16 protein-coding genes and 1 other RNA gene are annotated in these 12,854 nt (G+C 60.8%); 1 reads left to right on the plus strand and 16 read right to left on the minus strand.

The window, feature by feature from the left end; translation table 11 throughout:
• Positions 1-323: 323 nt before the first annotated feature.
• The gene (locus ACF0H6_RS04960) at positions 324-869 is read left to right on the plus strand and encodes a DUF3761 domain-containing protein (protein WP_395249882.1); all 546 of its coding nucleotides are present in this window, start codon (positions 324-326) and stop codon (positions 867-869) included.
• Positions 870-913: 44 nt separating this feature from the next.
• Here the strand turns inward: ACF0H6_RS04960 and ACF0H6_RS04965 are convergent, their stop codons facing one another.
• From ACF0H6_RS04965 to ACF0H6_RS05040, 16 genes are all read right to left on the minus strand, one after another.
• Entirely contained in the window at positions 914-1,354 is a 441-nt protein-coding gene (locus ACF0H6_RS04965; RefSeq protein ID WP_395248680.1) for a tyrosine-type recombinase/integrase, read from the minus strand.
• Positions 1,251-1,760: a hypothetical protein gene (locus ACF0H6_RS04970; RefSeq protein ID WP_395249954.1), complete on the minus strand. Its 510-nt coding sequence runs from the start codon at positions 1,758-1,760 to the stop codon at positions 1,251-1,253. Before ACF0H6_RS04970 ends, ACF0H6_RS04965 begins: the two co-directional genes overlap by 104 nt.
• A complete protein-coding gene (locus tag ACF0H6_RS04975) occupies positions 1,712-2,038 on the minus strand; it encodes a hypothetical protein (RefSeq protein ID WP_395248681.1) in 327 nt (108 codons plus the stop codon). The genes ACF0H6_RS04970 and ACF0H6_RS04975 overlap by 49 nt, the downstream gene beginning before the upstream one ends.
• A 147-nt stretch (positions 2,039-2,185) precedes the next feature.
• Positions 2,186-2,554, minus strand: a transfer-messenger RNA (tmRNA) gene (gene ssrA, locus ACF0H6_RS04980).
• A 126-nt stretch (positions 2,555-2,680) separates the two neighbouring features.
• A complete protein-coding gene (gene smpB, locus ACF0H6_RS04985) occupies positions 2,681-3,151 on the minus strand; it encodes an SsrA-binding protein SmpB (protein WP_395248682.1) in 471 nt (156 codons plus the stop codon).
• A 67-nt stretch (positions 3,152-3,218) separates the two neighbouring features.
• Positions 3,219-4,595: a peptidoglycan DD-metalloendopeptidase family protein gene (locus ACF0H6_RS04990; protein WP_395249883.1), complete on the minus strand. Its 1,377-nt coding sequence runs from the start codon at positions 4,593-4,595 to the stop codon at positions 3,219-3,221.
• 74 nt (positions 4,596-4,669) lie between these two features.
• Entirely contained in the window at positions 4,670-5,584 is a 915-nt protein-coding gene (gene ftsX, locus ACF0H6_RS04995) for a permease-like cell division protein FtsX (RefSeq protein WP_395248683.1), read from the minus strand.
• A complete protein-coding gene (gene ftsE / locus ACF0H6_RS05000; RefSeq protein WP_395248684.1) occupies positions 5,581-6,345 on the minus strand; it encodes a cell division ATP-binding protein FtsE in 765 nt (254 codons plus the stop codon). Before ftsE ends, ftsX begins: the two co-directional genes overlap by 4 nt.
• 163 nt (positions 6,346-6,508) lie before the next feature.
• Positions 6,509-7,624, minus strand: a complete 1,116-nt coding sequence (prfB, locus tag ACF0H6_RS05005) for a peptide chain release factor 2 (RefSeq protein WP_395248685.1) — start codon at positions 7,622-7,624, stop codon at positions 6,509-6,511.
• Between the two features lie 66 nt (positions 7,625-7,690).
• Positions 7,691-8,137, minus strand: a complete 447-nt coding sequence (locus ACF0H6_RS05010) for a pilus assembly protein TadG-related protein (RefSeq protein WP_395248686.1) — start codon at positions 8,135-8,137, stop codon at positions 7,691-7,693.
• 29 nt (positions 8,138-8,166) lie between these two features.
• A complete protein-coding gene (locus ACF0H6_RS05015; protein ID WP_395248687.1) occupies positions 8,167-8,790 on the minus strand; it encodes a hypothetical protein in 624 nt (207 codons plus the stop codon).
• A complete protein-coding gene (locus ACF0H6_RS05020; RefSeq protein WP_395248688.1) occupies positions 8,771-9,190 on the minus strand; it encodes a TadE family protein in 420 nt (139 codons plus the stop codon). The genes ACF0H6_RS05015 and ACF0H6_RS05020 overlap by 20 nt, the downstream gene beginning before the upstream one ends.
• 3 nt (positions 9,191-9,193) lie before the next feature.
• Positions 9,194-9,457 (minus strand): hypothetical protein, encoded by a 264-nt coding sequence (locus ACF0H6_RS05025; RefSeq protein WP_395249884.1) that lies wholly within the window; start codon positions 9,455-9,457, stop codon positions 9,194-9,196.
• Between the two features lie 110 nt (positions 9,458-9,567).
• Positions 9,568-10,506, minus strand: a complete 939-nt coding sequence (locus ACF0H6_RS05030) for a type II secretion system F family protein (RefSeq protein ID WP_395248689.1) — start codon at positions 10,504-10,506, stop codon at positions 9,568-9,570.
• Positions 10,503-11,357 (minus strand): type II secretion system F family protein, encoded by an 855-nt coding sequence (locus ACF0H6_RS05035; RefSeq protein WP_395248690.1) that lies wholly within the window; start codon positions 11,355-11,357, stop codon positions 10,503-10,505. Before ACF0H6_RS05035 ends, ACF0H6_RS05030 begins: the two co-directional genes overlap by 4 nt.
• Complete coding sequence (locus ACF0H6_RS05040; protein ID WP_395248691.1) at positions 11,357-12,580, minus strand: CpaF family protein; 1,224 nt, start codon at positions 12,578-12,580, stop codon at positions 11,357-11,359. Before ACF0H6_RS05040 ends, ACF0H6_RS05035 begins: the two co-directional genes overlap by 1 nt.
• Between the last annotated feature and the right edge of the window lie 274 nt (positions 12,581-12,854).

Here is a 12,854-nt window from a genome sequence, read left to right on the forward strand (position 1 = left end):
CGTATACACCCGTCACTCCGACGTGGGCTGCGGTGGCGCCAACTAATACCGCTTCATCAGCTTCCTCCCCCACGCCGGCCCCCTCCCCGACACGGACGGCGACCGCGACACCCACGCCCACTCCGACACCTAGCCCTTCGCCGACGACAGATCCTCTGGCTGGCGCAAACACCCGAGGCACCCCTGCGCTCAACGCTGCTGGGGCGATCTTACCGGACAGAACTGTCACGCCCGGAGCCACGAACCCTGCCGTCCTCCAAGGGACGATTTCCCAAACGATCTGCGTAAGCGGCTGGACCGCCACCATTCGACCAGACTCTTCGGTGGCCACTGCCCTCAAGGTGCGCCAGCTGGCTTCCGGCTATGTGTACCAGGGCGATGCCAACCCCGCAGACTATGAAGAGGACCACCTCATTCCGCTCGAGCTTGGCGGAGCTCCTCAGAGCGCCCTAAATCTTTGGCCCGAACCATATAGCGTCCCGGAGGGCGCCACGGTGAAGGACACCCTCGAAAATAAACTCCACGACCTGGCCTGCTCGGGATCGTTGCAATTGGCTACAGCCCAACAAGCCATAGCCTCCGACTGGTGGGCGGCCTACGAAACTTACGTTGGGCCCGCACCAGCACCCGCCGCACCAGCACCAGCTCCAGCCGCACCCGCACCCGCCCCCGCACCGGAGCCAGCGCCCGCGGCACCTGCACCAGTTGCACCACCACCAGCTGCACCGGCACCGGAGCCAGCGCCCGCACCGGCGCCGGCACTCGGTGGCGGTGCTACCGCGCTATGCGTAGACGGTACGTATTCGTTCTCTGCAACGCACCAAGGCACCTGCTCCCACCACAAAGGTGTCGCCGTCTGGTACAAGTAGCCCAACCGCACAAGGGAGCCTGGCGCGCATCGGGCCTGACGGGGCTAGCCCAGCGCGTCGGCAGCGGCAGCGTTAGAGGCTTTGGAGAGTCGAGCGTAGACGCGAAGGGTGGTCTGCGGGTCTTCGTGGCCAAGCCGGGCCTGTACGACATGCACCGGCACATTGGCGTCCAGCAAACGAGTGGTGTGCGCGTGTCGAATCTCGTATATCCATGGCTTCCTGTCCAAACTGCCATCCTCTAGCAGCTTGGCCATGAGTGGCTGCCATACCTCCTTGTGAAAGCGCGAGTTACGCACATACTCACCGTCCGGCTGCTGGAACACGAACGCATCCAGGCCGAGCGGCTTCATGTGCTCGATCAGGTCTTCCGTGAGCTTGGCGTTACATGTTACAGTTCGCTTGGCTTTCTTGGTCTTGGGTGGTCCGATTTCTTCGCCCTTGCCGACTGACTTCCATGCCCGCGTCACGTTGACGACTGCGCTCACGAATTGTAATGTCACGCCGACGGAGCGCGGTTGCCTCTGAATATTGGAGTCCTGTCCCTGCGAGAAACCGGATAAACAGCGAATAGTGCGGGTCGATGCGTTCGGCCAGCATAGCGAGATCTTCCGGTTCAAGGTAGACGGCCTCGCGGGCCTCGTTGAGGTCGGCCTCCGCAACACCCTTGGCCGGGTTCCGGGTCATGAGCTCAAGGTCAATGGCCGTCACGAAGGCTGCGGACACGAGAGCGTGAAAGTTCTGCTTCGACTTTTGAGCGAGGGGCTCCCCCACCTTCTGATTTACGCCCTTCAGCACCTTGAGTTGGTCGAGCCAATCGATCACCGCAGACTTGGTGACTTTGTCTACCGGGGTCTTACCAAGGTCGCTTGGATCGATATGGCCGGCGGCCAAGCGCCGGTACTTGGCATAGTGCCCGCCTGCGGCTTGCGAAGCAGATCGAGATGCCGCACCACAACTTCGGAGACGGTCGGTGCGGTTGAGTCCTTTCGAGCCTTAGCCTTCGAGGCAAGCGCGAAGGTATTCCCGTTCGCGTCTAGAAAATCCTTGAGTTCACGGGCTTTGTCAGCATCGCTATAGGTGCGGGACTTGAATGCACCACCAGGCTCCCGCCACGTTACCGTGTGCGAGGCGCCGCCCTTCTTGAGCTCCCGCGTACGAACGGTTGCCATGGGTCAGCCTCGTTCTTCCCGTACGGCTCTGTCCTCGTGCTTCACCAACCCTGTCCCCTATCTGTACCGTTTCCGTCAACAAAGTCGGGGTTCCGGCCAACAGGCAAAAAGAAAACCCCTAGATCACAAGGATCTAGGGGCTATCTCTGGTGGAGATGGGGGGAATTGAACCCCCGTCCGATGTCGTGTTGTCAGGGCTTCTCCGGGCGCAGTTCGCGTCGGATTTTCTCGGCCCCAGCCATCCTGCGAACAAGTAGCTGATCCGGGCCCAGTCATCTAAGAGTCCCGTTTACCTCGATGACGAAGGTAAACAGCAGTGGCTATCTAAATGACGCCAGGATCCGGGGCAATAGCAACCTCGGGCTGACGGACTGTCTTACTGCTTAGGCAGCAAGAGCGAAGTCAGTGCGCTTAGAATTGGCACTTATTGGTTTGCAGACAGCGTTTACGAGATAATTCTGCATCCTCGGCCCGCTTCACCTGTCGCGACTAACATCGTCGAAACCGATCATCCCCGTATTTTGTTATCAATCCTGCAGGATCGCGATCGCTCTGGAGCCATCACTTAAAATCCCTGCCGGGTTACTTATCATAACGCATGACTGCGCTGGAACATTCCGGGACACACCCGGGCTGAGCGTGCTAACGCCGGTTGCGCTCGCGTAGTTCACGAAGTGATTCGCGCTTGTCCTGCTGCTCCCGCAGGGTCTGCCTCTTGTCGTAATCCTTCTTGCCTCGAGCCAAGGCAATCTCGACTTTGGCGCGTCCGTCCAGAAAATACAGTTGGAGCGGCACCACCGTGAGGCCTGTTTCCCGGATCTTTCCGGAGATTTTGTTAAGTTCCTCGCGGTGAAGCAATAGCTTCCGACGGCGGCGGGCGGCGTGGTTGGTCCAGCTCCCCTGGCTGTACTCAGGGATGTGGATGCCCTCCATCCACAGCTCATCGTTGTAGAAGGTGCAGAACCCATCAACCATGGAGGCATGACCCTCGCGCAGGGACTTTACTTCAGTCCCCATGAGGGCAATGCCAGCCTCATAGGTATCCATGATGTGGTAGTCATGCCGGGCCTTGCGATTGGTGGCCACTACCTTACGGCCACTTTCTTTGGGCACGGTAGAACTCCTTGGTTGTCGAAGAATCCCACTAGTCTACGCCAGCGGAGAACCCCGCAGTGTGGGGCTACAAAAGGTTCATGGGGTCCACGGCTTGACCATTTACCCAGGTTTCAAAGTGCACGTGGCAGCCGGTGGAGTTACCGGTGGTCCCTGAATAGGCAATGAGCTGCCCCTGGGCCACCTGTTGTCCGGAGGAAACCACCACGCTGGTGTTGTGGTAGTAAATGGTGGTCAAGGTATCTCCGTTGATGACTCCGTGCGAAATCTTGACTCTGTTGCCACCGCCGTCGTTACCCCAGCCAGCCGAAAAGACCGTGCCGGCCGCGGCTGCGTAAACAGGCGTGCCGCAAGGAGCGCCGAAATCGATACCAGTGTGCATATAGCCGCCCTGGCCGTAGAAATCAATCGTTCCTGGCGGCGTCGCACGCCAACCGAAGCCTGAGGTGATGGGGATGTTCGACGGAACCGGGTGGATCAGGCCGAAGTTGCCGCGCGGGTTGCTCGCTGGCGGGACATAGGGCTGCGGGGCCGGGGCCTGAGCCTGGCCCTGCGCCTGGGCGGCGGCCGCAGCGGCTGCCGCAGCGGCCGCCGCCAGTCGCTGTTGCTCAGCCAGCCACGCTTCACGAAGCTTACGGTCGCGATCAGCGATATCCGCGGCGACCGCGTCCTGCTGGGCCTTCACCTGGGCAAGCTGAGTCTGGATCCCCGGTTTGGCCGCCTGCAGCTGGCTATCGAGCCGGGTGGTGTCGGAAATGAGCTTGTCGACATCCGCTTTCTTGGCCGCGGCGTCATCGCGAGCGGCTTTTTCACGCTCAAGCGCCGCGTCGGCCTTCGCCTTGAGATCGCGGATTTCCTGTTCGACGGCGGCCAGCCGGGCCTGGGAGTTGACGTTGGTGGCGCTCTGCTGCGTCAATTTGGTCATCGCCGCGTTCTGGCTGCGCATCGCCTGATTGGCGAGGTCCATGCTTTCGGTGAGGTTACCGCCGTCGTTCGATCCGAACATCAAAGCCACGTTCGTCGGTACGCCACCGGATTTGTACGCCTGGGATGCGATCTGGCCGATAAGTTTCTTGGTGTCGGTGATCTTTTGCTTGTCGTTTTCCAACTGCTGGGTGATATTGGCCTTGCTTTGCTGCGCCAGATCCACCCGTGCTGCCAGCGCGTCGGCCTCCTTGACGGCGGACGCAACCCTGCCTTGGGCTTCGAGCAGAGCCTGCTGCGCTCCTGGGAGCCTGCCCTGGTAGATCACCAGGTCGCCGGCGGCCTTGGCGATGTTGGCGTCGACGAATTCCAACGATTGTTGTACGCGCGCCGATTCGGCGTTGAGTGCCGCCTGCTGGTCATCAAGGTTGTCTGCGTGTGCCAGGGGCGCGGTCCCGAGGCTCGCCGCCAGTGCGAGGACGAGCACGGAGCCGGCAACCTTCGCACGGCCGTTCACCATGCGCAGCTGCAGGGCAGCCTGGTACTTTCCGGTCATCAGCCGTCCTGTCCGCTCGAGGTCATTGTTTTTCATCGCTACACCTTGAGGTATCGGCGAAGGGTCAGGAGCGAGGAGATCCCGGCCAAGCCGCCGCCCAGCGCTATCAGGACCGGCGCTATCACCAGCACTTGGGTCGAAGAGATAAAAGGGGTATTCAGGAACTGTTGCGACAAGTTTCCATTGAGCCAGAACTGGGCCACCAACCATAGTGTGCCGGACGCCAGGACCGCTCCCACTACGGCGGCAATGACACCTTCAAGGATGAACGGCAACTGGATCACGGTCTTTGATGCTCCCACGAGACGCATGATGCCAGTCTCCCTCCGTCTACTGAACGCGGAGAGCCGAATGGTTGTTGTGATGAGCAGGACTGCACAGAAGATCATGACTCCCGCCACGACCATGGCCGCCAAGGAGGCGCCGTTCATCCACTCGAAGATCCGCTCCAGCACCTGCCGCTGATCGCTGACGGTTTCCACACCTGCCTGGGAGGAGAACGTCTCGCTGATGATTTGGTATTTCTCGGGGTTCTTCATGTTGATCCGGAAGGACGCCGGCAGCTGATCCTGGGTCACCGAGTCAACAATCGGAGAGTTGGAAAACTGTTCTTTGAAGTGTTTGAACGCGTCGGCCTGCGACTCGAACTGGTAATCGCTGATGTACTGCTTCACGGCCGGGGAATCAAGCATCTTCGCCAGGTTGGCCTGCTGTTCCTTGGTCACCGCGCCGGACGCACAGCCTGCCGCCGTGGACGAATCATTGCAGAGGAAGATGGCGACCTGGACTTTGTCGTACCAGTACCCCTTCATCTGGTTGATCTGCATCTGAAGCATGCCGGCCGCGCCGACGAAAGTCAGGGATACGAACGTCACCAGGACGACGGAAATCACCATGGACAGGTTCCGGCGCAGACCGCTGCCGATCTCGCCCAGAATAAATGCGAGCCTCACAGCTGGACCCCCTGTGCACGGTCGATTTCCGCTCCGCTGGCGTCTTTCATGCGACGGGACTCCCCCACGACCGGAATCATCGAGGTGTAAAGAGCCCTTGCTTCGTCGCGAACCACCACTCCGTTCCGGAGCTCCACTACGCGCTTGCGCATCTCGTTCACAATGTCGTCGTCGTGGGTGGCCATGACCACGGTAGTCCCGTTCTGATTGATTTTGTCGAGCACCCCCATGATGCCCATCGAGGTGATGGGGTCCAGGCTTCCCGTCGGTTCGTCCGCCAGCAGGATACCGGGACGGTTGACGACGGCGCGGGCAATTGCCACTCGTTGCTGCTCACCGCCGGAAAGCTCGTGGGGCATGCGGCGTTCCTTGCCTTCAAGTCCGACCGTCTTCAGCACTTCGGGGACGGTCTCCCGGATGATGCTCCGGCTCTTGCCGATCACCTGCATGGCGAAAGCCACATTGGCGAAGACATTCTTCTGCGGCAGCAGACGGAAGTCTTGGAAGACGACGCCGATGCCACGGCGAAGCTTGGGGACCCGCCAGCTCGAAATATTGGCTACGTTCTGGCCGGCCACGTAGACGGAACCGGATGTTGCCCGGTCTTCCTTCAGAATGAGCCGTAGAAACGTCGACTTGCCAGAGCCTGAGGCCCCGACGAGGAACGTGAATTCCCCGCGGTCTATCTCAAGGTTGACAGCATCCAGTGCTGGACGGGCATGGGGGTCGTAGACCTTGGTGACATTCTCAAATCGGATCATGACTCTTCAGAACCCCGCCGGACATGCCACGTTAGGCCGGTCCAACCGCCAGCGCACGGGCTTTCGATGGGGGAAGTTGAGCGCCGGCTCTCCGACTATATCCACGCTCCGTGGCGTATTTGTGGGCTTGTTGGGGTGTGTCGCCCAATCAGGCTTCCGGGGCCTAGGTTCCTGCGTTGCGGTTACCGGTGCGCCACCGGATGCCGGCGTCGATGAAGTCGTCAATATCGCCGTCGAGCACCGCCGAGGTGTTGCCCACTTCGTGTTCGGTGCGCAGATCCTTGACCATCTGGTACGGGTTGAGGACATATGAGCGCATCTGGTCGCCCCACGAGGCCTTCACGTCGCCCGCGAAGGCCTTCTTCTCGGCGTCCTCCTGCTCCTTCTTCAGCAGGAGGAGACGCGATTGGAGCACGCGCATGGCCGCTGCGCGGTTCTGCAGCTGGGACTTCTCGTTCTGCATGGACACCACAACCCCCGTAGGGATGTGAGTCAGGCGTACGGCGGAGTCGGTGGTGTTGACGGACTGCCCGCCGGGACCGGAAGACCGGAAGACATCGACGCGGATCTCATTGTCCGGAATGTCGATCGAGTCGGTCTGCTCAATGAGCGGGATGACTTCGACGGCGGCAAACGAGGTCTGGCGGCGGCCCTGGTTGTCGAAGGGGCTGATGCGGACCAGCCGGTGCGTTCCGGCTTCGACGCTCAGCGTACCGAAGGCATAAGGCGCCTTGACCTCGAACGTGGCCGATTTGAGCCCCGCCTCTTCTGCGTACGAGGTGTCCATGACAGTCGTCGGGTAGCCGTGGCGTTCGGCCCAGCGAAGGTACATGCGCATAAGCATCTCTGCGAAATCGGCGGCGTCCACTCCCCCGGCACCAGCACGGATGGTGACCACGGCCTCGCGTTCGTCATATTCTCCCGAGAGCAAGGTAACTACCTCAAGCTCAGTGAGGGCCTTGCGGATTGATTCAAGTTCCGTGGCGGCTTCGACCATGGAAGCGTCGTCGTCTTCGTCCTGGCCGAGCTCTACGAGAACTTCGAGGTCGTCCATGCGGCCCGCCAGCTTGTTCAACCGTTCGAGTTCGGATTGGCGGTGGGACAACTTGGAGGTAATCACCTGCGCGGAAGCGGGATCGTCCCAGAGGTTCGGCTCACCGGCTTGCTCGCTTAGCTCTGCGATCTCTTCCTTGAGCTTCTCGACATCGGAAACCTGTTCGATGGAGCGGTAGGTGGAGCGAAGCGCGCGGATTTCTGCGGGAAAGTCAATCTGAGCCATGGTTGTTCCAGACTACGCCATCAGCTGGCTGGCACCGCGCGGGTAGCGGAACCGTGACAGCGTCAACTAGCGGCTCAGCCGGGAACGGGCAGTGGACCGGGCTTCGATCAACACGCCGTCGGGTAGCAGGAAGCTGACCACGGGCAGATGGGCCACCGCGTTCAGCACTACCTCGGCCGTGGAGCTGTCCGGACTTCCTGTGCCAGGTCCGACCGCGAGTTGATCGAAACGTGAATGGGCGCTGTTTCGGAGCAAGTAAGTCTCGGTAGCGCCTCGCACCCGCTCGCTGGAGAGGACGGCAGATGGCCTTTCGACGCTTCCTTCCACCTGACCGAGCGAATAGCTGTCTGCTGCGGCCACCGATGCTCCATCCGCCATGGAGAGGAGCTTCTTGTGTTCGATGTAGATTGCCGAGGCCGCCGCAACGACAGTTGCCAGCAAGAGTGCGATCACCACATAGCCGATGATCAGGAGCATCATCTGGCCCTCTTCGCTGGCCGTCTCAGGCCTCACGGGAGCTCCCGCCGTGGGACGAAGACCTTTCATTGAAACCGTCCGACGATTTGGGTGGCAGACGAATTCAGATGCGCGGCATCCAGATGCAGGGCGTCGCCGAACGGCACCATCGTCAGCGGCACCGTGAGCTTGACAGTAACTGTGACCGCTGTTCCGGCAGATAGACAATCTTCGCGGTCGCACCCGACGTCCACCGAAGCCCGCTCTCCAGGATGCCCATAGTCGGCAAGCGTGATGAGGGCTGCCTGTTCAGCAGCGGCACGCGCGCGGGAAGCATCCTTCTGTGTGACATAGACCTTGGCGGCTTGGTCCGCAGCCCCCACCACCGCGAAGGAACCGCCCTGGATCTGTCCAATCGTCACGACGAAATAGACCACGGGAACCATGAGCAGGAGGGACAGGAACGTGAACTCGACCACCGCGCTTCCCTGCTCGGAAGAGGCCCGCTCCGAGGCGGCCTGTCCTGCGTCGGATTGTTCGGAGTCGGATTGTTCGGGATCGGATTGTTCGGTGTCCGGCTCCCCGGAGACGCACTGCTGGGGCGCAATCCGAGGGCCGTCCGTTCCCGCGGCTTCCCGGACCTGCAGACAGAGAGCCTCGCCGAAGCGAGCACGCCCGGCCCGGAACAGATTAGTCAGAGAACGCAGCATGACCTCTCACTTCCAGGCCCGGTCCCGCGCCAATAAGCCCGATGACCGGCAAGGGCGCCCGGACTATCACCTCCAGGGTGCGGATGCCTCGGGAACTAGCCTCCGACGTCGAGATGTCCCGGGAATAGTCTGCGTTCAGAGCGGTGCCGATCAAGTCTGCAGTGCGCTCACGCGCATCGCTGGGCGTCCGGTCCGCGAGAGTTCCGTATCGGGCTCCGGACGAGGCAGCGTCAACGAGGGTGTTATGTACATGGAGCACCAGTGTCAGCTGAATGATTGCAAGGAAGAACACCGTCAGAAGGCCGCCGACCAAGACGAAATCCACCACAGCAGATCCCCGCTCGTCACGGCGGCAGGCACGGGGACGGCTGTCCTCCGTCACCGGGTCGCGGAACGGCATGGGCTACTTTCCGACTTTGCTGATGGCCTGGTTGAAGAGTCCTTCGAGCGCCGGACCGGCCAGCGCCAATAGTCCCGCTACCAACGCCGCCGTCATCAAAGTAATCATGACCCAACCAGGTACGTCGCCGCGCTCGGCGTGATCCTCTCCGGGGGCCAAATTCTTGTAATGGCCAGTTTTGAAGCCTGCTCCGGATGGCAAGAGGGTCCACAGTTGCCAAAGCAAAAGTCCTGACGGGCGCAAACTGCGGCCTCCGAATTTCTTCATCATTCCCCATTTCCGTGTGCAGGAATCCATATTGGAAAATCCGTGCGGTTCTTTATTGATGGACATTCAGGCGAATACCCATGTTCGAAAAGCTTGTTGGAGATCACGCGTCAGAATCCAAGACTCAACGCGGCCAGGCCGGGGTAGACGGCGAAGATCACCGTCAATGGCAGGACACCGAAGATAAGCGGCACCATCATGGCGATTTCCTTGCGCCCCGCCGCTTCCATCAGTTCCCGTTTGGCGGAGTCGCGGGCGTCTGCAGCCTGTGCCCGCAACACATCAACCAAGGGAGTACCCCGTTCGACAGCAACGACCATTCCGTCCACGAACCGGACCAAGGGGCCGAGTTCGGTTCGTCCCGAAAACTCATGAAGGGCGTCGACCAGAGGTTTACCTGCACGCGTGGCGGCCAGTACCAAGGCAAATTCCTTCGCCAATTCACCCCTGACGGTACGACCCACTCGATCAAGGGCACCTATAGCGCTCTCCCCCGCCCCCACAGCAAGCGCCATGAGCTCGGCAACGCTGGGGAATTCCGACAGCATCCGGCGCTCACGACGTTTGATCTGCACCCCCAGCAGGTAGTCACGGAAAAGGAAACCGCCCGACGCACAAACGAGGACCGCGACAACGGCAAGCATTGGACTAAACCGGCCAGCCGTTGCGCTGAGAACCACAGTGACAACCGCGATGACAAAACCTGCCGCTGCCCACAGCAACTGCTCCGCCCGGAAGTCCAAGGCAGTCTTTCGGGAGCCGGCCTTGGCCAATCTCTTGTTGAGGGCAGCAGTCCCGAAGTTGAACCGCGCCAGATAATGAAGGGCGTCCCGGAACACGGGTCGCAGAATGCGCTCCAAAGGCCCGAACGGGGCGAGGTCAGAGGTTGAAGCCAAGAGCCGAGATTCAAGGTTGTGGGACTTGAGTTGCGGCTCAACGCGCTCCGCGAACGTCGTGGCGCGCATGAACGGCAGGCGAACGAAGATGAGCCACAACCCGGCTCCCAGAAGCAGGCCGAACAACACGGTCACCGCGGTCAAGGCGGTCATCGAAGCACCCGTTCGTCATCGGGAAGGGCACCGATGCGCAGCATGACCCAGTAACAAAGCGCAGAGATCAACAGTCCGCCTCCCAACACGCTGATGCCCGCCGCCGAGTTGTACGCGGCAACGGCTTCCGGTCTGCTCGCCAGCAGCATCAGGACGATCCAGGGAGCGGCAACCGCAAGGCGCGCCGCATTGATGGTCCAGGATTGTCGCGCCTCAAGCTCACTGCGGGTTCTGGCGCTCTCACGAAGGAACTCCGCGAGCGTTCCAAGAAGTCGGCCGAGATCGGAGCCGCCTACCTCACGGGTCAGTCTCAGCGCCTCGATGATCCGGTCGGCAACCGGATCGGCCAACCGCTCCTTGAGCTTGTTCAATGCTGAATCAAACTGCCCGCCGGAGCGGTAATCTGCACCGAACTCCCGAAAAAGGCCCCGAAGCTCCCCGGGGCCCTTATCGCCGAGCTGGATGAGCGCTTCGGGCAGCGAGAGCCCAGCTCGAATTGCGGAGCGTAAATGGTCGACGACGTCCGGCCACAGTGCGCGCAGCATGGCTGTCCGCTTGCGCGCCCGCCACCTGACCACGGCCAAGGGAAGCCAGGCACCGAACAGGCCGAAGCACGCCGCGATCGACAAGGAGGCAGTCATGATGAAAACCACCAGCATTGTGAAAAGGCCCAGTCCCAGACAGGATGCGATGAATCCCCCGCGGCTCACCTTTTCGATTCCGGCAGTGAGCAGCAACGTCTCCAGGCGTTTCGGCGTGGGTTCCTTGACCGTGACCGGTTGTTGCACCCAGGCGGACCACCAGATGAGAAATATGCCCAAGCCACACAGAACGCCCAGCAGCGGCGCCATTATCCGTTCTCCAGGAGCGAGGCAACGTCAAATCCTGCCCGCGCAAACTTCTCGGCGGCAGGCATGGAATTCAATTTGGGCTCAAGCCTGCCGTCCTGCAATGCGAATACTGTGGACGATTCAATGATTCCGTTCTCCACGCGCCGGCCAAGCGAAAGGATTTCGGTAACTTGCCTGCGTCCATCCGCATGGCGGCTGCAGTGGACCACAAGGTCGATGCAGGATGCCACCGTGGGAACGACGAACGCGCTTGAAATGTTTTCTCCGGCCAGCAGCGGCAAGGTGCAGATCTTGGTCACGGCGTCGTGGGCAGAGTTTGCGTGCACGGTACACATACCGGGAAGGCCGGAATTCAAGGCGATGAGCATGTCCAGGCTTTCGGCTTCACGGACTTCCCCCACCACGAGACGGTCCGGCCTCATGCGTAGAGCCTCCTTGACGAGCCGGCGGAGCGGAATTTCGCCCTGACCTTCAAGGTTTGGCTGCCGACACTGCAGACCGACGACGTCCCGCAGCGGGAACTGAAGTTCAAAAATCTCTTCGACAGTAACGACGCGCTCGCGCGAACCGATATTGGCAGCCAGGCAATTGAGCATGGTGGTCTTTCCAGCCTGGGTGGCTCCAGAGACCAGTATGTTCAGGCCGCTGGCCACCGCCGCTCCCAAAAACCGGGCTGATTGAGGCGTCAAGGTACTCAATTCGACCAGGTGTTCGAGCCGGCTCGCCTTCACGACGAACTTGCGAATGTTCACTGCCCAATGCCGGCGAGTGACATCGGGAATGACAACGTGCAGCCGCGAACCGTCGGGCATGGCTGCATCGACAAACGGCGACGAGAGATCCAGCCGACGTCCTGAACTCTTAAGCATCCGTTCCACGAGGTCGCGAACCTGCTGTTCGCTGAGACTTAGCGAGGTGAGCTCGGACTCGCCGTTTCGTGCAACGTAAACCTCGTTCGGGGCGTTGAGCCAGATCTCTTCGATGGCGGGGTCATCCAGAAGCGGCTGCAGCGGACCGAAGCCCGCAACGGCGTCGAACACGTACTTCCGCGCGGTGTCCGGATGCCCTAGCGGAGGCAACGGACCGAGGAGGGCGCGCTCATCGTAATCGCCTACAGCAGCCTCGACGAGCCGAATTATCTCGGCCGCCTGATTGAGCGGGTCCAGGCCACGCCGCCGGATCAGCTCGCGGACTTCATCCTCGACGATGCGCAATGCATCCATTATTCCCCCAATTCAGCAAGCACCCCGGGCGCACCGAAAACCATCAATGAGGTTAAAAATAGGCGAGAATTCACCACGGAACCAAGTCAAATTGCGGCAACTGTGGATAACTTTTAACTCACTGGTCGCACCCGTAACATATGCAACTCTGGTCACTCCAGATAACGGGAACTACATTGACATTGGGCCTGCATCGATTGATCTTCATCGCAAACAGGCAACGCTTCCAGATCCGCGAAGTAGGAACGGATTTTTCGCCCTACTCGAGTGTTGG

Source organism: Arthrobacter sp. NA-172, from assembly GCF_043952055.1.
In the GTDB taxonomy this organism is placed as follows: Bacteria; Actinomycetota; Actinomycetes; order Actinomycetales; family Micrococcaceae; genus Arthrobacter.